We start from the raw sequence: 23,683 nt of genomic DNA on the forward strand, positions 1-23,683 counted from the left end.
ACGTGACCGACCTGGTGACGGTGGCCGAGCTGGGCGGGGCACTCGCTGCGATAGGCGGCGCGGCCTTCGCCCGACACGCCCACCCGGCGGCGTACTGGTCCACGGTCGGACTGCCGGTCTCGGTGGTCCGGCTGCTGGCCTCGTACTCCTCGACGATGGACGCGTGCGGCCTGACGGTCGAGCCGTCCCGTTGGCGGGCACTCGCCGTGAGGGCGACTACCCGTCGTGAGGTGCGACCTGTCCCGCCTCGGCGGGGTCTGATCCGGCCCACCTCGACCGGCCTGCGGCTCCGGCTTCGCCTGGCCCCGGGCCAGGAGCCGGCGGACCTGGCGGCCTCGGCCGAACGCCTCCGGCACGCCTGGGGCGTACACGCCGTGTACTTCCGTGACATCAAGCCTGGTGTCGTCGAACTGCGACTCGTCGGCTTCGATGTCCTGAGGAAGGTCCGGATGCCTCGCCGGACCGAAAGTGGCCCCCTCCGGGTGCCGGTGGCTCTGCGGGAGGACGCGACCGCGTTCGTACGCGACTACCGCGCCGTACCGCACGAACTAGTCCTCGGCGCCACGCTGTCCGGCAAGTCCATGTACCTGCGCAATCTGCTCACTGGTCTGGCCTCTCAACCGGTGGTGCTGGTCGGGGTCGACTGCAAACGAGGGGTTGAGCTGGCGCCGTTCGCTCCGCGGCTTTCCGCGCTGGCGACCGAACCGGCACAGGCGGCCGAGCTGCTGCCCGTCCTCGTGAAGGAAATGGAGGACCGCTACGACTTGATCAAGGCCCGACAGGGCATCGCACCCGGCACACCGGATGAGCTGATCGCCTCGGACATCTGGGGCCTGCCCGAGAGTGAACGCCCCGCACCGCTCGTCCTGTTCATCGACGAGGTGGCCGAACTCTTCCTCGTCGCCACGCGGAAGGAGGAGGAGCGGCGGGACGAGATGGTCACCCAGCTCATCCGCCTCGCTCAGCTCGGCCGGGCAGCTGGCATCTACTTGGAGGTCTGCGGCCAGCGCTTCGGCGCCGAGCTGGGTAAGGGAGCCACGATGCTCCGGGCTCAGCTCACCGGCCGTGTCTGTCACCGAGTCAACGACGAAGCCTCCGCCAAGATGGCGCTCGGCGACATGGCCCCCGAAGCCGTCATCGCGGCCTGCGCCATCGCCTCCGAGCTGCCCGGCCTGGCCGTGGTCGGCGATACGTCCGGCGGCTGGTCGCGCATCCGCACTCCGTATCTCTCGCTCACCGACGCTGCGGCCACCTGCCGCGATACGGCTCACCTCGCCCCCGACGTACCGGCGCTCGCACCCTTCCGTCCGTACGTCCCGCCTGTGGCCGTCAAGGGCGCTGGGCCCGTACCAACCCCGCGCCCGGTCACCGAGTAGCCGTACCTGCCCCCAAGGTCGGCGCGGCCGTCCCGCGCCAAGTCCCTACCCCCTCCATGCCTGAATCCGGAAGGAGTGGCGCCGTGCGTGCCCTGCCCGTCCGCGTAGACGCCGTGCTCGTCCAGGCGTTGATCGCCGCCGCGCTGTCCTTCGCCCACCTGCAGGACCTGGCCTCGGCCGCCGGACAGCACGGCTGGAAGGCGTGGGCCTACCCGGTCTCCGTCGACCTGCTGATGGTGGCGGCTTGGCGGCGGCTCCGCTCCGGTGAAGCGAAGGCGGCCGGGTGGTGCTGGTTCCTCGTGGCGCTGATTGCCTCGCTCGGCGCCAACGTCGCCACCGCCGGCCTGCTCGACCTGCACGACGTGCCGCCCTGGCTGCGGATCCTCGTCGCAGGCTGGCCCGCCGTCGCCTTCCTCGGAGGCACCCTCCTCGCCCACGGATCACCGAAGCCGAACCCGGCTCCCGAGCCAAGGCCCGAACCGCCCTCAACGGCAGCAGCACCAGAACTCATCGCCACCGAGGCCGAACCGCCCTCAACTGCGGTCGAACTACCCGCGACCGAAACGGAGTCGGCTCCATCGCCTCCGACCCCGGTGCCGCCGGCCCTCGTCGCCCTGGCCCGCAAGGTCGCCGACGAACACCGCGCCCGGACCGGAACCCCCATCGACACATCGACACTTCGCGCCCGGCTTGGCGTACCGATGCCGCTCGCCGAAGCCATCGCAACCCAACTCAACTGACCCCGGAGGACTTTCCACCGTGCGACCGTCCACGCTCCGCGCCCTCAAGCGGGCCGCCGAGCTGACTCGACAGAACCGCCTCACCGAAGCCGTGCTGATCGCCGAGCCGGTCATCCTCGCCGCCGACAGCTACGAGGGCGACGAGATCTTGCGCTGGCTCGCCGACCACGTCACCGACTTCACAGGCGAGACCGAGAAGGAGAACCCCTGATGCCCACCAATCCTCGCTTCCGCCGAGTCGTGCGCATCGGCCCCGTCCAGGTCGGCACCTACAACGACAGCCGGGGCCGCGAGAAGCACACCGCCGCCTGCACCGCTCCGCGATGCGGCTTCTCGACCGACTACGACAGCCGGGCCGCCGCCGAGCTGGCCGCCCGTACGCACCGCTGCCGCGTCCGCTGACCCGCAGAGGAGATCCCGTGACCGTCTCGCTCCCGCTCGTCTTCGTCCTGGGCGTCATCGCCTGGGCCGCGATCAAGTTCCTCGGCGTCCGCCTCTGGGTCGCCGTCGTGATCGCGCTGTTCGGCTTCTGGCTCTCGCACACCGTCCTCGCCCCGGCCATCGAATCCGGCACCCGCACCGGGGTCGACGTCGTCAACGGCACCCACAAGTGACAAGGAGTCCCGCGATGTTCCGCCCCAAGCTGCCCGACACCCCGCCCGTCCCGAGCATCACCACGCACATCCCGCAAGACCACGCACCCGCCCCGGCTACTCCCGCCGGCCGCCCGGTCGCCCCGTTCGTAGGTGTCGGGGTCGGCGCGGTCGCCGCGGTGGTCGTCGTCGGCGTCGTGCTCACCGCGCTGCTGGCGGCCGTCGCCGTCACGGCCGTGTCCGTGGCCATCTCCGCCGTAGTCCTGCGCTCCCTCGCCAGCAGCACGAGCAGGCGCTGACCGGCCGCCGGGGCGGCAACAACGCCGCCAAGCATCCCGCCGCCCCGGGGCCGTCCTTCCCAACCGCAGAACAGCCGAAAGGAAGTCCCATCATCACCCGGCAGACTCCGCCCCCGCTGGCGGAACTCTCTATGCTGGCCTCCCTCGGCACCATGCCCGAGCTGGCCCACCAACTCTCCGGCCTGGGCGGCTGCACTCACCCCATCCGCCTCGACGGCCACCGCACGGAGTACGCGGTAAGTGAGGTAACCGGCGAGATCGGCAACGTCCTCCGCCACCTGGACTCCGCCACCCTCCCCGCCGGTCACCTCCTTGTCCGCTGCAACAACCGCCGTGCCACGCGCTGCACCGCCTGCGCCGAGACCTACCGTCGCGACACCTATCAGCTGATCACCGCCGGGCTACGCGGCGGCAAGGGCACGTCGGAACGGGTTGCCGCGCACCCGCGCGTCTTCGCTACCTTCACCGCTCCGGGCTTCGGCCCGGTCCACAACCGCCCGAGCGGCGGCGGGGCCTGCCGCTGCGGCATCCGCCACAACGAGCAGGACCCAGCCCTCGGCACACCCCTCAACCCCAACACATACGACTACGAAGCGGCCGTGCTCTGGAACGCGCATGCCGGTGCCCTGTGGCGGCGCTTCTCGATCTACCTCCGCCGGGAAGTCGCCAAGCGCGCCGGCCTCACCCAACGGGCCTTCCGCGATCACGCGCGGATCTCCTTCGCGAAGGTGGCCGAGTACCAGAAGCGCGGAGCCGTCCACTTCCACGCCGTCATCCGCCTCGACGGCCCTGAGGGAGGCGACACCTCCCCTCCGGCTTGGGCTAAGGCCGAGCTGCTCACCGACGCCATCCGGGCCGCCGCCACCGCAGCACGCATCGGGGGACCGGAAGTCGATGGCCGGACACACAGCTTCGCCTTCGGCCGCCAACTCGACGTTCGCCCGATCCGCTCCGCCGACTTCGACGGCGACCAGGAGCTGACCGAGCGAGCAGTAGCGGCGTACATCGCTAAGTACGCCACCAAGGGCGCTGAGACGGCGACCGGCACCCTGGACCGGCCCATCCGCTTCCTCGCCGAGCTGGCCCAAGCCGGGATCACCGACCACGCCCAGCGGATGATCCGCACCGCGTGGACCCTTGGCGCACGCCCCGAGCTGGCAGAACTCCGCCTCCGGGCCTGGGCCCACATGCTCGGCTTCCGCGGCCACTTCTCCACCAAGTCCCGCCGCTACTCCACCACGCTCGGCGCCCTTCGTGACGCCCGTGCCGACTGGCGCCGAGCCCAGGCCACGCCCCCGACCGCCCCGCAGGACGGCGAAACCACGCTCGTCCTCGCCCACTGGGTGTTCGCCGGAACCGGCCTCAGCAACGCCGAGACCTGGCTCGCGGCCTCACTCGAACCCGCCCCCGGAACGGAAGGAGAGCCCACACATGGCTGAGCCACGAGCCACAGCGACTGTGCAGGACGTTGCCGATCAGTCCTTGGTCCTCCTGACCGTGGAAGAGACGGCTCGACGGCTGCGCATCGGCCGTACGACCTGCTTCCGGCTCGTACGTGCAGGAGAGATCGAGTCCGTCACGGTCGGGCGGCTGCGCCGAGTGCCCGCTGATGCCGTACCCGCCTACGTGGCAAAGCTCCGACACCGACCCGCTGAAGCGGCCTGAGGGGGACGTCATGGCAGACAAGAAGCGCACTCGCCAGCCGAACGGGGCCTCGTCGATCTACTTCGGCAAGGACGGCAAGTGGCACGGACGAGTGACCGTTGGCGTCCGGGATGACGGCAAGCCGGACCGCCGCCACGTCGAGCGCAAGACCAAGGCAGAGGTCACCAAGGCAGTCCGCGAGATGGAGCGGGCACGGGATGACAAGAAGCTCAGGAAGCCGGGGCAGAGCTGGACGCTGCAAGCCTGGCTTGAGCACTGGGTCGAGAACATCGCCAAGCCGTACGTCTCTGAGAACACGTACGACGGCTACGAGGTTGACGTTCGCGTCCACCTGGTCCCCGGCCTGGGCGCCCACAAGCTCGACCGCCTGGAGCCCGAGCACCTCGAACGCTTCTACCGGAAGATGCAGGCGTCCGGGAGCTCCGCCGGCACCGCCCACCACGCCCACCGGACGATCCGGGTCGCCCTCGGTGAAGCCGTCCGACGTGGGCACGTGGCCACCAACGCGGCCGAGATCGCCAAGGCTCCCCGCCTGGAAGAGGAGGACATCGAGCCGTTCACGATCGAGGAGGTACAGAGCCTCCTCGTCGAGGCGGCCAAGCTCCGCAACAGCGCGCGCTGGGTCGTCGCCCTGGCGCTCGGCCTCCGCCAGGGGGAGGCGCTGGGCCTGCACTGGGAAGACGTCGACCTCGACGCCGGATACGCCCGCATCCGCAAGAACCGGCTCCGGCCCAAGTACGCCCACGGCTGCGACGGCGAACCCTGCGGGCGTAAGGCGGGCTACTGCCCGAAGCGTCAGCAGACCCGCCGCGAGCACAAGTCCACCAAGTCCCGCGCGGGCCGCCGAACCATCGGCCTGCCCGATCCGCTGATCAAGATTCTCCGCCAGCACCAGGAAACGCAGGAACGGGAACGGATCGCGGCCGGTGCCGACTGGGAGGGCAAGGGGTATGTCTTCGCCTCGCCGGTCGGTGGGCCGCTGAGCCCGAACACCGACTTCCACGTCTGGAAGCGGCTGCTGCGGGACGCGGGCGTACGAGACGGCCGTCTCCATGACGCTCGCCACACCGCCGCGACCGTACTCCTGATCCTCGGAGTCCCTGACGTCGTGATCGACTCGATCATGGGTTGGGAGCCCGGGGGAGCGGCTCGGATGCGGGCCCGGTACATGCACGTGACCGGGACCATGCTCCGCAAGGTCGCCCAGCAAGTCGGAGACGCTCTCTGGGTGCCGCCCGGAACCGGCGGAGCTTTCGAAGCCGACGGAAAGTCCAACTGAGACGGAAACTGAGACGGAGAACGTCGAAGGGCCCCACCGCGAACGGTGGGGCCCTTCGACATCGTGCCCGGTGAGGCACTGGCGGAGGATACGAGATTCGAACTCGTGAGGGGTTGCCCCCAACACGCTTTCCAAGCGTGCGCCCTAGGCCTCTAGGCGAATCCTCCGCCGGAAACATTACATGACCGAGAGGAGTGCTCGCGAACTCGTACCCACCCGCTGACGTCGGGTACTCTTTGCGGAGCCCCTCACGCGGCGCTATCTGACTGAACTCCCCCAGGGCCGGAAGGCAGCAAGGGTAGGTTGGCTCTGGCGGGTGCGTGGGGGGCGCTTGCGTTCCGGGGTGAGGGCTGGCGCCGGCGGCTGGCTGGCCGGTGAGGGCTGGGGCGGGGTCCGTTGTCAGTGGGCGCCTATAACCTCGTATGCGTGTCGTCTCTCGCGCTGTACCGCCGCTATCGCCCGGAGTCGTTCGCCGAGGTCATCGGGCAGGAACATGTCACTGACCCGTTGCAGCAGGCGCTGCGGAACAACCGGGTCAATCACGCGTACCTGTTCAGCGGTCCGCGCGGATGCGGCAAGACGACCAGCGCGCGGATCCTCGCTCGGTGTCTGAACTGTGCGCAGGGTCCCACGCCGACCCCGTGCGGCGAGTGCCAGTCCTGCCAGGACCTCGCCCGGAACGGGCCGGGTTCCATCGACGTCATCGAGATCGACGCCGCCTCGCACGGTGGTGTGGACGACGCCCGTGAGCTGCGCGAAAAGGCCTTCTTCGGGCCCGCCGGCAGCCGGTACAAGATCTACATCATCGACGAGGCCCACATGGTCACGTCGGCCGGCTTCAACGCGCTACTGAAGGTCGTCGAGGAGCCACCCGAGCATCTGAAGTTCATCTTCGCCACCACCGAGCCCGAGAAGGTCATCGGGACGATTCGGTCGCGGACCCATCACTACCCCTTCCGGCTCGTGCCGCCCGGCACCCTGCGGGACTACCTCGGCGAGGTGTGCGGGCGCGAGAACATCCCCGTCGAGGACGGCGTCCTGCCGCTCGTAGTGCGCGCCGGCGCCGGATCCGTGCGTGACTCCATGTCCGTCATGGACCAGCTCCTCGCGGGGGCCGGAGAGGAGGGTGTGACGTATGCCATGGCCACCTCCCTCCTCGGCTACACCGACGGATCGCTGCTCGACTCCGTCGTCGAAGCCTTCGCCACCGGTGACGGGGCCGCCGCCTTCGAGGTCGTCGACCGTGTCATCGAGGGCGGCAACGATCCGCGCCGCTTCGTCGCCGATCTCCTTGAGCGGCTGCGTGATCTCGTCATCCTCGCCGCCGTGCCGGATGCCACCGAGAAGGGGCTCATCGACGCCCCCGCCGATGTCCTCGAGCGCATGCAGGCCCAGGCTGGCACCTTCGGCGCCGCCGAACTCAGCCGCGCCGCCGACCTCGTCAACGAGGGCCTGACCGAGATGCGCGGGGCCACCTCGCCCCGCCTTCAGCTCGAGCTGATCTGCGCACGCGTGCTCCTGCCGGCCACCTACGGAGACGAGCGCTCGGTCATGGCCCGGCTCGACCGGCTGGAGCGGGGCGTCAGCTTCTCCGGGGGCGGTGGGGGCGGTGGCGCGCCCGCTGCGCCTGCCATGCCTGCCATGGGGTACGTGCCCGGGCCCGAGGGGCATGGGTATCCGCCGGGTCCCGACGTCCAGGGGGGAGCGGCCGCCGCGCCGGTTCCGCCGGGCGGTGGGCCTGCTGCGGCGCGGGCCGCCGTACGGACCTCGGGTCCGCCGGCGGGGGGCACTACCGGTGCGGCCAGTACGGCGGCGGGTGCGGTTCCGGCCGCGGGTGGGGCACCACAGCAGTCCCAACAGTCCCAGCAGTCCCAAGAGCCGCAGCAACCGCAGCAACCGCAAACACCCCGAGTACCCCAAGCACCCCAGTCTCCCCCCGCCCCCGCGCCCTCCCCGGCCGCATCGACCCCCCAGTCCCCCGGCGCCTGGCCCACCGCCACCCCCGCAGGAGGCGGCCGACGCCCCGGTGGCTGGCCCACCGCGGCCCCGGCGGGCGGCGGTGCTCAGCCCTCCTCCGGGCCCAGCGGCACCCCCGCTTCCGCACCAGCACCCACATCGCAGCCCGCCGCACCCACCCCCACCCCGGCCCCCAACACCGGCGCCGCCCCCACCTACGCCCCCCCGAGCGGCGGCCTCGACCCCCGCATGCTCTGGCCGAACATCCTGGAGGCGGTCAAGAATCGCCGTCGCTTCACCTGGATCCTGCTCAGCCAGAACGCCCAGGTGGCCGGCTTCGACGGCACCACCCTCCAGCTCGGCTTCGTCAACGCCGGAGCGCGCGACAACTTCGCGAGCAGCGGCAGCGAGGACGTGCTGCGGCAGGCGCTGGCCGAGCAGTTCAACGTCCAGTGGAAGATCGAGGCGATCATCGACCCGTCGGGCGGCGGCTCGGCTCCCCCGCCGAGCGGCGGCTCCTCCGGCTTCGGCGGTGGCGGAGGCGGTGGCGGCAACAGCGGCTACGGCGGCGGTACGACCGCCCAGCGCCCGTCCTCTCCCCAGTCGCCGTCCTCCACGCCCACCCCACCTCCTCCAGCAGCACCGTCGGCCCCGGCAGCGCCCTCCGCCGCCCCCACCCCGGCCTCCCCGCCGTCCACGGCCTCCGCCCCGGAGCCACCCGCCCCGGTCGCCCTCGAGGACGACATCCCCGAGGACGACGACCCGGACCTCAACGAGTCGGCGCTCTCGGGCCACGACCTGATCGTGCGGGAGTTGGGGGCGACTGTGGTGGAGGAGTTCATGAATGAGTGAGGCAGTCGGTGAGCGTGCGTAGCGTGGGCTGAACAACCGGCGGGAACCGGCCAACGCCGACGCAGGCAACCCCGGCCCCTCGGGTCCTCGCCGGCCGGCTTTGGAGGAACGTCCAGGCCCGCCCGGCGGCCCCTTCGGATGCCCGCACAAGAACCCCGTTAGGCTGACCCCCGTGAAGGTCCTCGTCATCGGCAGCGGCGCCCGCGAACACGCCCTGTGCCACTCCCTGTCCCTCGACCCCGACGTCACGGCGCTGCACTGCGCCCCCGGCAACGCCGGGATCGCCGAGGTCGCCGAGCTGCACCAGGTCGACGCCCTGGACGGCGCGGCCGTAACCGCGCTCGCCGAACGGCTCGGCGCCGACCTCGTGGTCGTAGGGCCGGAGGCGCCGCTCGTCGCCGGGGTCGCCGACGCCGTGCGCGACGCGGGAATCCCGGTCTTCGGCCCCTCCGGGGAGGCCGCGCAGATCGAGGGCTCCAAGGCGTTCGCGAAGGACGTGATGGCGGCGGCCGGCGTCCCGACGGCCCGCTCCTACGTCTGCACCACGCCCGAGGAGGTCGACGAGGCCCTCGACGCCTTCGGCGCCCCCTACGTAGTCAAGGACGACGGCCTCGCCGCGGGCAAGGGCGTCGTCGTCACCGCCGACATCGAGGCGGCCCGGGCGCACGCCAACGCCTGCGAGCGCGTCGTCATCGAGGAGTTTCTCGACGGCCCCGAGGTCTCCCTCTTCGCCATCACCGACGGCGAGACGGTGCTCCCGCTCCAGCCCGCCCAGGACTTCAAGCGGGCGCTCGACGGCGACGAGGGCCCCAACACCGGCGGCATGGGCGCGTACTCCCCGCTCCCGTGGGCCGACCCGAAGCTGGTCGGGGAGGTCCTGGAGACGGTGCTCCAGCCGACCGTGGACGAGATGCGCCGTCGCGGCACCCCGTTCTCCGGGCTGCTCTACGCCGGTCTCGCGATCACCTCGCGCGGCGTACGGGTCATCGAGTTCAACGCCCGCTTCGGCGACCCCGAGACCCAGGTCGTCCTGGCCCGCCTGAAGACCCCGCTGGCCGGCATCCTGCTGGCCGCAGCGAAGGGCGACCTCGCCGACCTGGAACCGCTGCGCTGGAGCGAGGACGCCGCGGTCACCGTGGTCGTCGCCTCGCACAACTACCCCGGCACCCCGCGCACCGGCGACCCCATCACCGGCCTCGACGAGGTGGCCGCCGAGGACGCCCCGCACGCGTACGTCCTGCACGCCGGCACCAAGCGCGACGGTGACGCCATCGTGAGCGCCGGCGGCCGCGTCCTGTCCGTCACCGCGACCGGCAAGGACCTCGCCAAGGCCCGCGACCGCGCGTACCGGGCGGTGGCCCGCATCAAGCTCGACGGCTCCCAGCACCGTACGGACATCGCGGCGAAGGCGGCGGGCGCGTAGGAAGGGTGTATACCTTCGCCGCCACGGCGTACATCTCCGCCGCCACGGTGTATACCTCCGCCGCAACGGCGTACATCTCCGCCGCTCGCGCCCCCTCCAATGCTCCCGGCGCTCCTTCGAAACGCCGCACCCGATAAACCCCGAAGGCCCCGCATCCGTCTCAGGATTCGGGGCCTGTTTCCTGTCCGAACCCGAACTGGACTTTGGTCAGGATCAGGGGCCTGACCCTCGCTATCCGTCATCCACCTTTCCCCAAAGCCATTCCATCGAGTGACCGATGCCCCATCCGGCTGACGTGGGTCGACGCCCCAACTAGGGTGCGGCGCAAAGCGTTCCGGCACTTGGCCCACCGGCATTGCGATGTCAGTGGTGGGTGCCACAGTGGGGGAGTGAGCAAAGCCAGGACAGTTCGGGCAGCCAGGCCAGTGGGGAGGGGGTGAGGTCCGGCCGTGACCGGTATGGGTGTGGAGGTGGGTGCGCAGGCAGCGCGCGCCCGGGCCCTCGCGGTGCTGCGCATCCGCAGCCGCGCGTTGGCCGTCGCCCTGCTCCCCGCGGCCGTCGCCGTGGTGCTGCTCACCGGCGCCTCAACCGGCCATCTCGTGGGCCCCGGCTGGCACGCCGCGCGCTGGGTCGTCACCCCGGTCGCCGTCCTCGTCCTGCTCTGCGCCGCCGTCATCGCCCTGGTCGTCGCCCGCGCCCGGCCCGCCGTCACCCCGACGGTCCCGATCGCCGAGGAGCAGGCCCCGGACCTGTACCGGATGGTGCGCGACCTCGCCGACCGCCTCGACGTCCCGGCCCCGTCCGCGATAGCGCTCACCCCGGACTGCGACAGCTGGCTGGAGGACCGCACCCACCCGGCCCACGGGCACGGGCCACCCGCGGCCGACGACCGCGACGACCACGGGGTCAACGGCCTGCACGGCGGCGGCCCACGCGGCGCGCAACGCCGTACGGCCGTCGCCCCCGTCCTCGTCATCGGCTCCCCGTTCCTGTGGTGGATGCGCGTCGGCGAGCTGCGCGCGGTCCTCGCCCCGGTCGTCGCCGGTACGGGACCGTCGGCGCACCCGGACATAGCCCAGGCCCGGCGCTTCGTCCGGGGCCTGGACGCCGCTGTGGCCGTCGGCTCGACGCGCGGCCGCTGCCCGGGCTCGCGGGCGGTGTGCGCGGGCCTCGGCTGGGTCGCGCGGACGCTGCTGCGCAGCTGCCGGGAGCACGCCACCGAGATGGAGCGGGGCGTGGCCGCGGCGGCCGCCGAGCGTGCACAGGCTGTGGATTACGGACTGCGGATCGTCGCCCAGGAACAGGTCGGGCTGGCGTACGCGGGCTGGGACCGACTGCTGACGCGGGTCGCGCTGCCAGCCTGGCGGATGGGGCGCTGGCCGTCCCGGCTGGACGCGGGCGTCGTCGCCGCGCTCACCGAGCTGTCCCGCCGGGACCGACTGGCCGAGGGCTTCGCCTCCCGGCTGGGCGAGCGTCCCGCCTGTGACCTGCTCGAAGAGCCCGGCGTGGTCGACGAGGCAGCCTCACTCCTCGCCGCCCGCCTCTTCCACGGCGGCCCCGCCGAGTCCGGCCCGGACTGGTCCCCGGTGGACTGGCACGAGTACCCGGAGGAGGTCGTCGACCGTAAATGGCGCGCCGACGCGGCTCGCCTCCACCGCGTCCTCGACGCCCTGGGCGTCCGCCGCACCACCGACGACACCTCCCCGGAGACCGCCGCCCCGACCCTGGCCCGCGTCCTGGACCACCTGTCGACCCCACCGGACACGGCCACCGCCCGGCCTTCCGCCGTCCGACCTTCGGCAGCCGGGTCTTCCAGCGACCGCCTCTCCGGCGACCGCCTCTCCGACGACGACTCGTCCCCCGACAACGACTCGTCCCTCGACGACGACTCGTCCCTCGACGACGGCCACCCCTCCACCGAGCAAGCGATTACCTCGACCCCACCCCCGGCCGCCCCCCACCCCTCACCGCCCACCACGGCACCCAAGCCCTCCAACTCCACCAACTCCACCACCTCCCCGAAGCCCCCCTACGCCGCCATGGCCGAAGACAACCCCACCGACGACCAGGAGACGGAGCGCAGCTCCGCACTGGCCGCCCGCCTCACCGCCGAACTGGCCCGCGAAGAAGCCGCGACCCCCACGACCCCCGTGGAGCCGACGGCGTCTCCGGACCCCGGAAGCACGCTCCTCGACACCGGCGCGCTTCCCCTCTTCCCGCTCCAACCGCCGCGCACTTCCCGTGAGTTGCTCACCGACCATGTGACGGCGATGGTCTGCTGCGCCGCGATGGACACCGCGGGCGCCGCCCCCGGCCTGGACTGGCTCGACGGCCCCACCCTCCTCATCGACGGCGTGCGAGCCGCCGACCTGACGCCCCGGGTCCTCAGCCTCATCGAGGACGGCGACTCGACGCCCCTGCGGGCCTGGCTGGTGGAGTCGGGGATACGCCCGGAGAAACCGGTACGCCTGGTCTGACAGGCGGTTACGCCCGCTTCGACGCGGTCGCGCCCGTCGTATCCGGCCGGAGCCCCTGGTTCCACTTTCGGCCAATTCGCAACGAATAGTGACAGGATGCGTGCGTAATGTGATGTGCTGGGATCGATAAGGCATATGGCAAGGGCTTACGACATACGACAGGCATACATAAGCCCACCGCCCCGCGCCACACCGCACAGCCGCTCGCAGGCACCAAGCACCAGGCACCAAGCACCACACAGCGCCCGCCACATAACACGCACCACGCACCACCCACCACACAACGCTCGACGCACCACCACGGGGGAACGAGGGAGGGGTATCGGCATGGGGTCGGAGAAGATCCGCCGCTGGGAGTCGGGAGCACTCGCGCACGCCGTCACGGACCCCTTCGGCCAGGGCCCCGTCCCCTGGCTGCGTGGCAACGTCACGTACTTCGACGACACCGGCCATGTCGTCCCCTGGTACGTCGACGGCCAGGCCCACCCCCCGGCGTCCGGCACCCCCAGGGTCCCCGCGCCCCGAAGCGCCGGCCCGCGCTCCGCCGATGACGTCCACCGCCAGATCAAGGGCTTCATCTCCACCGGCGCGGTCGCCCCCGGCGAGGCGGTCGACTTCCACATCACCGTGGACCCGCCGCAGGAGTTCGCCGTCGACATCTACCGAATCGGCCACTACGGCGGTGACGGAGCCGCCAAGATCACCACCAGCCCGCGCCTCTCCGGCATCGTCCAGCCCGCGCCCCTGACCGCCGACCGCACCGTCTCCTGCCACCACTGGTGGCTGTCCTGGCGTCTGCAGATCCCCTCGTACTGGAGCATCGGCGCTTACGTCGCCGTCCTCACCACCGCCGACGGCTACCGTTCCCACATCCCCTTCACCGTCCGCGACAACCACCCCGCGGACCTGCTCCTGCTCCTGCCCGACGTCACATGGCAGGCCTACAACCTCTACCCGGAGGACGGTCACACCGGCGCCAGCCTGTACCACGCCTGGGACGAGGACGGCCGGCTGCTGGGCGAGGCCGACGCCGCCACGACCGTCTCCTTCGACCGGCCGTACGCGGGCGCGGGCCTGCCCCTGCACGTCGGCCACGCCTACGACTTCATCCGCTGGGCCGAGCGCTACGGCTACGACATCGCCTACGCCGACGCCCGCGACCTGCACGGCGGCCATGTCGACCCCACCCGCTACCGCGGCCTGGTCTTCCCCGGCCACGACGAGTACTGGTCGACGAACATGCGCCGCACCGTGGAGCTGGCCCGCGAGAACGGCACCTCCCTCGTCTTCCTCTCCGCCAACTCCATGTACTGGCAGGTGGAGTTGGCCCCCTCCCCGTCCGGTGTCCCCGACCGCCTGCTCACCTGTCGCAAGCGCAAGGGCCCCGGCCGCCCGGTCCTGTGGCGCGAGATCGACCGCCCCGAGCAGGAGCTGATCGGCATCCAGTACGCGGGCCAGGTCCCCGAGCCGCACCCCCTGATCGTCCGCAACGCCGACCACTGGCTGTGGGAGGCGACCGGCGCCCACGAGGGCGACGAACTCGCGGACCTGGTCGCGGGCGAGGCCGACCGCTACTACCCGCGCGCCCCGCTGCCCGACCACGAGGAGCGCATCCTGCTCGCGCACTCCCCGTACACCGACAAGGAGGGCGTACTCCGCCACCAGGAGACGTCCCTGTACCGGGCCCCGTCCGGCGCCCTGGTCTTCGCCTCCGGGACGTTCGCCTGGTCCCCGGCGCTGGACCGCCCGGGCCACGTCGACGCCCGTATCCAGCGCGCCACCGCGAACCTCCTGGACCGCATCTGTAAACGTGACTGAGCCCACCCAGCACCCCAGAACCTGACCCAGCACGCCCCAGAACCGCACTCAGCACACCCCAGAATCTCAGCCAGCACACCCAGAACCTCACCCAGCACACCCCACAGTCCAAGGTCAGAGCCCCATACGGGACAATCGACCCGTTGGACAGAACCACGGGGAGGAACCGTGTCCGGATTCGTAGAAAAGCCCGAGCCGATCCAGGTCCCGGGCTTGGTGCATCTGCACACCGGCAAGGTGCGCGAGCTGTACCAGAACGAGGCCGGCGACCTCGTGATGGTCGCCAGCGACCGCATGTCCGCGTACGACTGGGTGCTCCCCACCGAGATCCCCGACAAGGGCCGCGTCCTCACCCAGCTCTCGCTGTGGTGGTTCGACCAGCTCGCCGACCTGGTCCCCAACCACGTCATCGGCACCGACGTGCCGGAAGGCGCCCCGGCCGACTGGGCGGGCCGCACCCTGGTGTGCAAGTCGCTGAACATGATCCCGGTGGAGGCGGTGGCCCGCGGCTACCTCACCGGCTCGGGTCTCGCCGAGTACAACGACTCCCGCACCGTCTGCGGCCTCGCTCTCCCCGAGGGCCTCGTCGACGGCAGCGAACTCCCCGCCCCGATCTTCACCCCGGCCACCAAGGCCGCGGTCGGCGAGCACGACGAGAACGTCTCCTACGAGGAGGTCGCCCGCCAGGTCGGCGCCGACACCGCCGCCCGGCTGCGCCAGGCGACCCTCGCCGTCTACGCCCGCGGCCGGGACATCGCCCGTGACCGCGGCATCATCCTCGCCGACACCAAGTTCGAGTTCGGCTTCGACGGGGAGACGCTGGTCATCGCCGACGAGGTCCTCACCCCGGACTCCTCCCGCTTCTGGCCGGCCGACCAGTGGCAGCCGGGCCGCGCGCAGCCGTCGTACGACAAGCAGTTCGTGCGCGACTGGCTGACCTCGCCGGCCTCCGGCTGGGACCGCAAGAGCGAGCAGCCCCCGCCGCCGCTGCCGCAGGAGGTCGTGGACGCGACCCGCGCGAAGTACGTGGAGGCGTACGAGCGCCTGACGGGCACGGGCTGGGCGTAACGCCGATGCGAAAGGCCCCCGGAGAACCGGGGGCCTTCGAAAGAGAGCGGACGACGAGGCTCGAACTCGCGACCTCAACCTTGGCAAGGTTGCGCTCTACCAACTGAGCTACGTCCGCAGTGCGCCGTGGCGCGAGAGCAACTATACCCAACCTCGCTCCCGCGCGAGCCGCACCGCCGAGTGACGGTTCTCCGCACCGAGTTTCGAGACGGCCGACGACAGATAGTTCCGCACGGTCCCCTGCGACAGCGCCGCCCGCTCCGCGATCTCCGCGACGGGCGCCCCGTCGGCGGCCAGTTCCAGCACCTCGGCCTCCCGCGCGGTCAGCGGCGAGTCCCCGGCGGCGATGGCGTCGGCGGCCAACTCGGGGTCGACGTAACGGTTTCCGGCGTGCACGGTGCGGATGATCTCCGCGAGCCGCTGAGCGCTGACGGTCTTCGGGACGAACCCGCGCACACCCGCCTCAAGGGCCCGCTTCAGATGTCCGGGCCGGCCGTGGCTGGTCACGATCAGCACCTGGCAGCCGGGCAGTTCGGCGCGCAGAGATGTGGCGACCTTCACACCGTCGGCCCCGGGCATCTGAAGATCGAGGACGGCCACATCCGGCTCGTGCGCCCGGGCCATCGCCAGCGCCTCCGGTCCGGTGGCCGCCTCCGCGACGATCATGAGATCGTCCTCCAGGGAGAGAAGCGTGGCGAGCGCACCCCGGATCAGATGCTCGTCGTCAGCGAGCAGCAGCCGCACGGGCCCCGTCGCGCGGTAGCCCATACGGTCGCCCCCAGGCCCGCTCATACGACGACCTCCCGCACACCCGCTCCCGCCTCCGCCTCCGCCTCCGCCTCCGCCAACGGCACCTTCGCCACCAGCCGGTACGCGCCGTCCCCGACCCGCCCGGCGTCCAGCGTGCCGTCCACCGCGGCCAGCCGCTCCCGCAGACCGGCGAGGCCGGAGCCGCCACCCCCGTCGGAGGCTCCGGCAGCCCCGTCGTTCTCCACCGTCAACACCACACGCCCCTCGCTCACCCGCACTCCCACCGCGCACCGCTCGGCATCGCCGTGCCGCAGCACATTGGTGGTCGCCTCCCGCACCACCCAGGCCAGCGCCGACTGCACCTCGACGGGCAGCCCGGCCGCCTCCCCGGTCACCTCGCACTCGATCCCGGCCGCCGTCAGCACGCCCTGCGCACCGGCGAGTTCGACCTCCAGATCGGCCTCCCGATACCCCCGTACGACATCCCGCACCTCGCGCTGCGACTCCTGCGCGATCCGCTGCACCTCGATCATCTGCTCCACGGCCTCGGACCGCCCGCGCCGCGCGAGCTGCACGGCGAGCTCGCTCTTCAACGCGATGACAGCCAGATTCCGCCCCATCACGTCATGCATGTCCCGCCCGAACCGCAGCCGCTCCTCGGCGACCGCGAGCCGGGCGCGGGTCTCGCGGGCCTCGTCGAGTTCGTAGACCGCGTTCACCAACCAGACCGAGAAGACGCTGCTGGCGGCGATGAACGCGCCGCCGAACAGCACCGCCAGCGCACCGAACAGGGCGACCAGGGCAGGCGCACCCAGGGCGAGCGCCACGAGTGCCGAACCCGCGGCGAACCCCCCGACGGTCGCGCAGACGCGGCGTCGGCTGCGCACACCGAGCACGAGGATGCCCGTCCCGTAGATCACGACGACACCGAAGACCCCGCCCGCCGCGGAGCTGACGTCCTCACGGTCGGGGCCGTACTCGGAGACGGCGAGTGCCGCGCAGCCGATCGCCGCGGTGACGGCGCCGAGCGTCCACAGCAGTCCCACGGGCTGTGCACGCCGGCCGCGCACCCAGTCCAGCGTTCGCGAGACGGCGAGGCAGCAGAGCGCCGCGTGCACGCACACCGTGAGGAACACCCAGCCGCCCGGCTCGAATCCGATCGCGGCGGCGACGGACGGCCCGACCAGCAGGACCTCGACGACCGCGAGGGAGTGGAACGACCACCGGATGTACGTCTCGAACTTCGCCGGCGTGCTCTTGCGCCGCCACCAGCCCCCCACTGCGCGCATGTCCCAGCTCCCCCTACCTCAATGCCGCGGTTCCCAGCGGAACCACCGCCGTACAGCAAACACGCCCAAGGCCGTCCAGGCCAGCGCGGTCATGACAGCCCCCAGGGCCTCGTACGCCGAGAGGTCACCGGTCCAGCCGCCGCGCACCAGCGTGATCACGGGCGACAGCGGAAGCAGTTCGAGGATCGACGCCACCCGGTCGGGCAGCAGCTCCAGCGGGACGGCGATACCGGAGCCGATCATCGACACCATCACCAGCGGCAGGGCGGTGACCTGGGCGTTCTCCACGGTCCGGGTGAAGGCAGAGGTGACGGCGGCCAGGGCCGCGCACATCACCAGGCCCAGCAGCAGGCCGATGACGGCGAGGTGGAGCGCCTTCGGCGCCGGCAGATCGAGCAGCGCGGTGCAGCCGACGGCCAGGACCAGCGACTGCACCAGGCCCACGGTGACGGCCGGCAGCGCGGCCCCGGTGAGGATCTCCACGTCCCGCACCTCACCGGTGCGCAGCCGCTTCAGGACCAGTTCCTCGCGCCGTCCGACGAAGACGCTGACGAGTGACGAGTACACGGCGAACAGCAGCGAGAAGCCGACGGCCCCGGGCAGCAGCACCATTCCGACGCTGAGCCCGTTCTCCTCGAGGTCCATGTCCTCGACCACCGACCGCACACTGAACGGCAGCACCAGCGGTATGAACACCGCCGCGACGATCATGGCCTTGCTCCGCACGAACAGCGTCAGCTCGGCCCGCCCGAGTGCCGCGACGCGCCCCATGGGCGTGGTCGTCGTCCTGCTCATGGCCCCGCTCATGCCGCGTACTCCTTCGCCGACTTCTGCACCGCGCCGGACGCCTCCCGCGCGATCCCCAGGAACGCCTCCTCCAGCGAGGCCGACCGCACATCCAGCCGCCGCAGCTCCACCCCGGCCGCCTCGGCCCACACCAGCAGCCCGGTCGCCGCCCGCTGCAGCGAGCGGGTACGCAGCCGTACGACCCGGCCGTCGACCTCGTGCCCGGTCACGCCCAGCTCGCCGAGCGGCGGCAGGTCGCCCAGGAAGTAGCCCTCGGGCAGTTCGAAGGTGATCCGCGACGGCTGGGCCGCGGTCACCTCCGCCGGTGTTCCGGCCGCCGCGATCCGCCCCTCGTGCAGGATCGCGAGCCGGTCGGCGAGCCCCTCGGCCTCCTCCAGGTAGTGCGTGGTCAGCAGCACGGTCGTCCCGGTGTCGCGCAGCTCCCGCACCAACTCCCAGGTGTCCCGGCGCCCTTCGGCGTCGAGCCCGGTCGTCGGCTCGTCCAGGAACAGCACCTCGGGATCCCCGAGCAGCGCGAGAGCCAGGTCCAGGCGCCGCCGCTCACCCCCGGAGAGCTGTTTGACCCGTACGTCGGCCTTCCCGCCGAGCCCGACCCGCTCCAGCACCTCCTGCGGGGGCCGCGCCCCGCTCACACACCCCGCCCACATCCGCGCGGTCTCGGTGACGGTCAGCTCGGAGGGAAAGCCGCCCTCCTGCAGCATCACCCCGGTTCGCGGGCGTACGAGGGCCCGATCGGCGTAGGGGTCGTGCCCGAGTACCCGCACCCGCCCCCCGGCGGGCCGGGCGAGCCCTTCCAGCAGCTCGACGGTCGACGTCTTGCCCGCGCCGTTCGTCCCGAGCAGCGCGAAGACCTCCCCGCGGTCCACGGAGAAGGAGATGCCGCACACCGCCTCGAACCCGCCCCCGTACACACGTCGCAGGTCGGTGACCTCAATCACGTGTTCGTGTTCGTTGATGTTCATGCCTTCAGCGTCCCCGCGACCCGGGCCCGGCAGCAGTGCGCGCTGTCACCACTCCGCATGACAAATGTCAGACGGACGCTCAGTGGGGATGTTCGATGGGGACGCTCGAGGGCATGAAAAAACCCCGGTCCAGGGGGACCGGGGTTTCTCTCCAGAGCGGACGACGAGGCTCGAACTCGCGACCTCAACCTTGGCAAGGTTGCGCTCTACCAACTGAGCTACGTCCGCATTGCCCCCGACCGGCTCTCACCGATCGGTGCGAGCACCAGCCTACCTGATCCACAAGAGTGGTCCGTACGGCGGTGCAGAGCGGGTGACAGGAATTGCACACTGCGCCTTCCCCCTGGAAGGGGGATGTTCTGCTACTGAACTACACCCGCAAGTACTCCGTGGGCCGGGCCTGTCGGCCTTGCCCCTCGGCGTGCTCCAGACTCTAGCTGATCAGGAGGGGTACAGCGCAAGTCGGTTCTCCCGAGGGGCGGATGACCGCTCGTCGGCCGGGCTTCACCGTGCCGAGGCGAACGCCTCGTAGACCTTCTTGGGGATGCGGCCGCGGGCCGGCACCTCCATCTTGTTGGCCTGCGCCCAGGCCCGGACGGCCGCCGGGTCAGGGGCTACCTCGGTCTGCTTGTACGCCTTGCCTGACTTCGACCGCTTGCGGCCGGCTTCCACGTAGGGTGCGAGTACCTTACGCAGCTTCTTGGCATTGGTTTCATTCAGGTCGATCTCGTACGACTTGCCGTCGAGTCCGAAGGCGATCGTTTCCGCCGCTTCTGAGCCGTCGATGTCGTCAAAGAGAGTGACCACGACCTTCTGCGCCACGAATATCGGTCCCTTCGTGCGGCACGCTGACAATTCATTTGTACAGTGCCTGGCAATGTAATGTGAAGCTCGACTAAATCCTCCCGCGTGTCCAGAGCGCAATAGGTTTCAGGTGTCGATCCGGGATCTTTTCTGGAACTTTTCATCGACAGGTGCGCTCCCGCCGCCCCGTGACAGCCATCACGTAGATTCCTACAAGTTGACGCGCGTAGAAATTTTGTGCGGGTAGTCTGAAACCACTGCAGGAACCTGCTCAGCACCACACCACCGGGAGTGCACGTGGCACGCGTCGTAGTCGACGTCATGCTCAAGCCGGAGATCCTCGACCCCCAGGGCCAGGCGGTGCAGCGCGCACTGCCGCGGCTGGGATTCGAGGGCATCTCCGACGTACGTCAGGGAAAGCGTTTCGAACTGGAAGTTGACGGGCCGGTCGACGACGCCGCGCTCGCCCGCATCCACGATCTTGCGGAATCCTTCCTCGCCAACACCGTGATCGAGGACTTCACCGTCAAGGTGGAGGAAGTTGCGGAGGCGGCGAAGTGACCGCTCGTATTGGCGTCGTCACTTTCCCGGGAAGTCTCGACGACCGGGACACCCAGCGCGCGATCCGCCTCGCGGGCGCCGAACCGGTCGCCCTGTGGCACAAGGACAAGAACCTCCACCAGGTCGACGCGGTCGTCCTGCCCGGCGGTTTCTCCTACGGCGACTATCTGCGGGCCGGCGCCATCTCCCGCTTCTCGCCGGTGATGGAGACCGTCATCGAGCAGGCGAAGGCCGGACTGCCGGTCCTCGGCATCTGCAACGGCTTCCAGATCCTCACCGAGGCCCACCTCCTCCCGGGCGGGATGCTCGGCAACGACCACCTGCACTTCATCTGCCGCGACCAGAAGCTGCGGGTGGAGAACGCGCAGACCTCCTGGACCAGCGACTACAGCGCCGGCCAGGAGATCCACATCCCGCTGAAGAACATGGACGGCCGCTACGTCGCCGACCAGTACACCCTCGACAAGCTCGAGGCCGAGGGCCGGGTCGCCTTCCGCTACCTGGACTTCAACCCCAACGGCTCGCTCAACGACATCGCCGGCATCACCAACGAGGCCGGCAACGTCGTAGGCCTGATGCCGCACCCGGAGCACGCCGTCGAGCCCCTCATCGGGTCGGGCCGCACCGACGGCCTCCCCTTCTTCACCTCGATCCTCAAGAAGCTGGTCAACGCATGAGCCGGACGCCTCTGGACACGGTCGAGCACGCGACCGAGACCCCCGACGTCGAGCTGCCCTGGGCCGAACTCGGCCTGAAGAAGGACGAGTACGAGCGGATCGTGGAGATCCTCGGCCGCCGCCCGACCGGCGCCGAGCTCGCCATGTACTCCGTGATGTGGTCCGAGCACTGCTCGTACAAGTCCTCCAAGGTCCACCTGCGCCAGTTCGGCGAGAAGGCCCCGCAGAGCGACGCGCTCCTCGTCGGCATCGGCGAGAACGCGGGCGTGGTGGACGTCGGCCAGGGCTACGCGGTCACCTTCAAGGTCGAGTCGCACAACCACCCCTCCTACGTCGAGCCCTACCAGGGCGCGGCCACGGGCGTCGGCGGCATCGTGCGCGACATCATCGCGATGGGCGCCCGCCCGGTCGCCGTGGTCGACCCGCTCCGCTTCGGCGCGGCGGACCACCCGGACACCAAGCGCGTCCTCCCGGGCGTCGTCGCCGGCATCGGCGGCTACGGCAACTGCCTGGGCCTGCCCAACATCGGCGGCGAGGTCGTCTTCGACTCCTGCTACCAGGGCAATCCGCTGGTCAACGCCGGTGCCATCGGCGTCATGCGGCACGAGGACATCCACCTCGCGAAGGCCTCCGGCGCGGGCAACAAGGTCATCCTGTACGGGGCCCGCACGGGCGGCGACGGCATCGGCGGCGCGTCCATCCTGGCCTCCGAGACCTTCGACGACGCCAAGCCCTCCAAGCGCCCCGCCGTCCAGGTGGGCGACCCCTTCCAGGAGAAGCTGCTCATCGAGTGCACCCTGGAGGCGTTCAAGGAGAAGCTGGTCGTCGGCATCCAGGACCTCGGTGCCGCCGGCCTGTCCTGCGCGACCTCCGAGCTGGCCTCCAACGGCTCCGGCGGCATGCGCGTGACCCTGGACGACGTACCGCTGCGCGACTCGACGCTCTCCCCCGAGGAGATCCTCATGAGCGAGTCGCAGGAGAGGATGTGCGCGGTCGTCGAGCCTGACAAGGTCGACCGCTTCCTGGAGATCTGCGAGAAGTGGGACGTCATCGCCACGGTCATCGGTGAGGTCACCGACGGCGACCGCCTCGAGATCTACTGGCACGGCGGCAAGATCGTCGACGTCGACCCGCGCACGGTGGCCCACGAGGGCCCGGTCTACGAGCGGCCGTACGCCCGCCCGTCCTGGCAGGACGAGCTCCAGGCCGACGATGCGAACAAGCTGCCGCGCCCGCAGACGTCCGACGAGCTGAAGGACCAGGTCCTGAAGCTGGTGGCGTCCCCGAACCAGGCCTCCAAGAAGTGGGTCACCTCCCAGTACGACCACTTCGTGCAGGGCAACACCGTCCTCGCCCAGCCCGAGGACTCCGGCATGATCCGCATCGACGAGGAGACCGGCCTCGGCGTCGCCATCGCGACGGACGGCAACGGCCGCTACGCCAAGCTGGACCCGTACCACGGCGCCCAGTTGGCCCTCGCCGAGGCCTACCGCAACGTCGCCACCACCGGGGCGAAGCCGCTCGCGGTGTCGGACTGCCTGAACTTCGGCTCGCCCGAAGACCCGGCCGTCATGTGGCAGTTCGCGGAGGCCGTGCGCGGACTGGCCGACGCCTGCCAGCAGTTGGGCACCCCGGTCACCGGCGGCAATGTCTCCCTCTACAACCAGACGGGCGAGGCGGCGATCCACCCCACCCCGGTCGTGGCCGTCCTCGGCGTCATCGACGACGTGGCCCGCCGCACCCCGGTCGCCTTCCAGGAGGAGGGCCAGCTGCTGTACCTCCTCGGCGACACGCGTGAGGAGTTCAGCGGCTCGGCCTGGTCCCAGGTGATCCACGACCACCTCGGCGGCCTGCCCCCGCAGGTGGACCTGGAGCGCGAGCGCCTCCTCGCGGAGATCCTGATCTCGGCCTCCCGCGACGGCATGATCGACTCCGCGCACGACCTGTCCGACGGCGGCCTGATCCAGGCGGTCGTCGAGTCGGCCCTGCTCGGCGGCAAGGGCGCCCGCCTGATCGTCCCGGACGGCCTGGACGCCTTCACCCTCCTGTTCTCGGAGTCGGCGGGCCGCGCGATCGTGGCCGTCCCGCGCTCCGAGGAGGTCCGCTTCAACGACATGTGCGGCGCCCGTGGCCTCCCGGCCACCCGCATCGGAGTCGTGGACGGCGACTCGGTCGAGCTTCAGGGCGAGTTCGCACTGCCCCTGGCGGAACTGCGCGAGCTGCACGAGGCGACGATCCCGGCGCTACTGGCCTGACCCCGAGGGCTCCCGCTCACCCGAGCGGGAGC

Annotated in this window: 22 protein-coding genes, 4 tRNA genes and 1 other RNA gene; 18 read left to right on the forward strand and 9 right to left on the reverse strand. The window is 70.9% G+C overall.

Annotated features, from left to right (window positions below):
- The first annotated feature begins 2 nt into the window (after nucleotides 1-2).
- From IM697_RS02165 to IM697_RS02205, 9 genes are all read left to right on the forward strand, one after another.
- Complete coding sequence (locus IM697_RS02165) at nucleotides 3-1,376, forward strand: FtsK/SpoIIIE domain-containing protein (RefSeq protein ID WP_194044173.1); 1,374 nt, start codon at nucleotides 3-5, stop codon at nucleotides 1,374-1,376.
- Between the two features lie 83 nt (nucleotides 1,377-1,459).
- Nucleotides 1,460-2,116 (forward strand): DUF2637 domain-containing protein, encoded by a 657-nt coding sequence (locus IM697_RS02170; RefSeq protein ID WP_194044174.1) that lies wholly within the window; start codon nucleotides 1,460-1,462, stop codon nucleotides 2,114-2,116.
- Nucleotides 2,117-2,135: 19 nt separating this feature from the next.
- Complete coding sequence (locus IM697_RS02175; protein WP_194044175.1) at nucleotides 2,136-2,327, forward strand: RING finger protein; 192 nt, start codon at nucleotides 2,136-2,138, stop codon at nucleotides 2,325-2,327.
- Complete coding sequence (locus IM697_RS02180; protein ID WP_194044176.1) at nucleotides 2,327-2,518, forward strand: mobile element transfer protein; 192 nt, start codon at nucleotides 2,327-2,329, stop codon at nucleotides 2,516-2,518. Before IM697_RS02175 ends, IM697_RS02180 begins: the two co-directional genes overlap by 1 nt.
- A gap of 17 nt (nucleotides 2,519-2,535) precedes the next feature.
- Entirely contained in the window at nucleotides 2,536-2,730 is a 195-nt protein-coding gene (locus IM697_RS02185) for a hypothetical protein (protein ID WP_093904337.1), read from the forward strand.
- A 14-nt stretch (nucleotides 2,731-2,744) separates the two neighbouring features.
- Nucleotides 2,745-3,008, forward strand: coding sequence for a SpdD protein (locus tag IM697_RS02190; protein ID WP_194044177.1), 264 nt, complete (start codon nucleotides 2,745-2,747; stop codon nucleotides 3,006-3,008).
- Between the two features lie 131 nt (nucleotides 3,009-3,139).
- Nucleotides 3,140-4,447, forward strand: coding sequence for a replication initiator (locus IM697_RS02195; RefSeq protein WP_194044178.1), 1,308 nt, complete (start codon nucleotides 3,140-3,142; stop codon nucleotides 4,445-4,447).
- Nucleotides 4,440-4,673, forward strand: coding sequence for an excisionase family DNA-binding protein (locus tag IM697_RS02200; RefSeq protein WP_194044179.1), 234 nt, complete (start codon nucleotides 4,440-4,442; stop codon nucleotides 4,671-4,673). The genes IM697_RS02195 and IM697_RS02200 overlap by 8 nt, the downstream gene beginning before the upstream one ends.
- A gap of 10 nt (nucleotides 4,674-4,683) precedes the next feature.
- The gene (locus IM697_RS02205; protein ID WP_194044180.1) at nucleotides 4,684-5,952 is read left to right on the forward strand and encodes a tyrosine-type recombinase/integrase; all 1,269 of its coding nucleotides are present in this window, start codon (nucleotides 4,684-4,686) and stop codon (nucleotides 5,950-5,952) included.
- A 79-nt stretch (nucleotides 5,953-6,031) separates the two neighbouring features.
- On the opposite strand, the gene IM697_RS02210 is transcribed toward IM697_RS02205, so the two are convergent.
- Nucleotides 6,032-6,119 (reverse strand) — tRNA-Ser (locus IM697_RS02210).
- A 72-nt stretch (nucleotides 6,120-6,191) separates the two neighbouring features.
- Here IM697_RS02210 and ffs point away from each other — a divergent pair.
- From ffs to IM697_RS02240, 6 genes are all read left to right on the forward strand, one after another.
- Nucleotides 6,192-6,290: signal recognition particle sRNA small type (gene ffs, locus IM697_RS02215), an RNA gene on the forward strand.
- 88 nt (nucleotides 6,291-6,378) lie between these two features.
- Nucleotides 6,379-8,760, forward strand: a complete 2,382-nt coding sequence (locus IM697_RS02220) for a DNA polymerase III subunit gamma and tau (RefSeq protein ID WP_194044181.1) — start codon at nucleotides 6,379-6,381, stop codon at nucleotides 8,758-8,760.
- Nucleotides 8,761-8,932: 172 nt separating this feature from the next.
- Complete coding sequence (purD, locus tag IM697_RS02225) at nucleotides 8,933-10,183, forward strand: phosphoribosylamine--glycine ligase (protein ID WP_194044183.1); 1,251 nt, start codon at nucleotides 8,933-8,935, stop codon at nucleotides 10,181-10,183.
- A 449-nt stretch (nucleotides 10,184-10,632) separates the two neighbouring features.
- Nucleotides 10,633-12,660 (forward strand): hypothetical protein, encoded by a 2,028-nt coding sequence (locus IM697_RS02230; RefSeq protein ID WP_194044185.1) that lies wholly within the window; start codon nucleotides 10,633-10,635, stop codon nucleotides 12,658-12,660.
- 327 nt (nucleotides 12,661-12,987) lie between these two features.
- Nucleotides 12,988-14,478, forward strand: a complete 1,491-nt coding sequence (locus tag IM697_RS02235) for a N,N-dimethylformamidase beta subunit family domain-containing protein (protein WP_194044187.1) — start codon at nucleotides 12,988-12,990, stop codon at nucleotides 14,476-14,478.
- Between the two features lie 168 nt (nucleotides 14,479-14,646).
- Nucleotides 14,647-15,546 carry a phosphoribosylaminoimidazolesuccinocarboxamide synthase gene (locus tag IM697_RS02240; protein WP_194044189.1) on the forward strand — a complete coding sequence of 300 codons (900 nt, stop codon included), beginning with the start codon at nucleotides 14,647-14,649 and terminating at the stop codon, nucleotides 15,544-15,546.
- 45 nt (nucleotides 15,547-15,591) lie between these two features.
- Here the strand turns inward: IM697_RS02240 and IM697_RS02245 are convergent.
- The 8 genes from IM697_RS02245 to IM697_RS02280 form a co-directional block, all read right to left on the reverse strand.
- Nucleotides 15,592-15,664 (reverse strand) — tRNA-Gly (locus IM697_RS02245).
- Nucleotides 15,665-15,687: 23 nt separating this feature from the next.
- Nucleotides 15,688-16,338, reverse strand: coding sequence for a response regulator transcription factor (locus tag IM697_RS02250; protein WP_228044464.1), 651 nt, complete (start codon nucleotides 16,336-16,338; stop codon nucleotides 15,688-15,690).
- A complete protein-coding gene (locus IM697_RS02255) occupies nucleotides 16,335-17,585 on the reverse strand; it encodes a sensor histidine kinase (protein ID WP_194044191.1) in 1,251 nt (416 codons plus the stop codon). Before IM697_RS02255 ends, IM697_RS02250 begins: the two co-directional genes overlap by 4 nt.
- Before the next feature lie 18 nt (nucleotides 17,586-17,603).
- Nucleotides 17,604-18,392 carry an ABC transporter permease gene (locus IM697_RS02260; protein ID WP_228044465.1) on the reverse strand — a complete coding sequence of 263 codons (789 nt, stop codon included), beginning with the start codon at nucleotides 18,390-18,392 and terminating at the stop codon, nucleotides 17,604-17,606.
- Nucleotides 18,389-19,354 (reverse strand): ABC transporter ATP-binding protein, encoded by a 966-nt coding sequence (locus IM697_RS02265; protein ID WP_194044193.1) that lies wholly within the window; start codon nucleotides 19,352-19,354, stop codon nucleotides 18,389-18,391. The genes IM697_RS02260 and IM697_RS02265 overlap by 4 nt, the downstream gene beginning before the upstream one ends.
- Before the next feature lie 155 nt (nucleotides 19,355-19,509).
- A tRNA-Gly gene (locus IM697_RS02270) sits at nucleotides 19,510-19,582 on the reverse strand.
- Nucleotides 19,583-19,662: 80 nt separating this feature from the next.
- A tRNA-Gly gene (locus IM697_RS02275) sits at nucleotides 19,663-19,734 on the reverse strand.
- Nucleotides 19,735-19,858: 124 nt separating this feature from the next.
- Entirely contained in the window at nucleotides 19,859-20,176 is a 318-nt protein-coding gene (locus tag IM697_RS02280) for a histone-like nucleoid-structuring protein Lsr2 (protein ID WP_194044195.1), read from the reverse strand.
- Nucleotides 20,177-20,455: 279 nt separating this feature from the next.
- Between IM697_RS02280 and purS the strand changes: the two genes are divergently transcribed.
- From purS to purL, 3 genes are read left to right on the forward strand one after another with little or no spacing between them, the layout of a single operon-like run.
- Entirely contained in the window at nucleotides 20,456-20,719 is a 264-nt protein-coding gene (purS, locus tag IM697_RS02285) for a phosphoribosylformylglycinamidine synthase subunit PurS (RefSeq protein WP_019982969.1), read from the forward strand.
- The gene (purQ, locus tag IM697_RS02290; RefSeq protein ID WP_194044197.1) at nucleotides 20,716-21,396 is read left to right on the forward strand and encodes a phosphoribosylformylglycinamidine synthase subunit PurQ; all 681 of its coding nucleotides are present in this window, start codon (nucleotides 20,716-20,718) and stop codon (nucleotides 21,394-21,396) included. Before purS ends, purQ begins: the two co-directional genes overlap by 4 nt.
- Nucleotides 21,393-23,651, forward strand: a complete 2,259-nt coding sequence (gene purL, locus IM697_RS02295; protein WP_194044199.1) for a phosphoribosylformylglycinamidine synthase subunit PurL — start codon at nucleotides 21,393-21,395, stop codon at nucleotides 23,649-23,651. The genes purQ and purL overlap by 4 nt, the downstream gene beginning before the upstream one ends.
- Nucleotides 23,652-23,683 lie beyond the last annotated feature (32 nt).

It is taken from the genome of Streptomyces ferrugineus (genome assembly GCF_015160855.1).
Lineage (GTDB): Bacteria > Actinomycetota > Actinomycetes > Streptomycetales > Streptomycetaceae > Streptomyces > Streptomyces ferrugineus.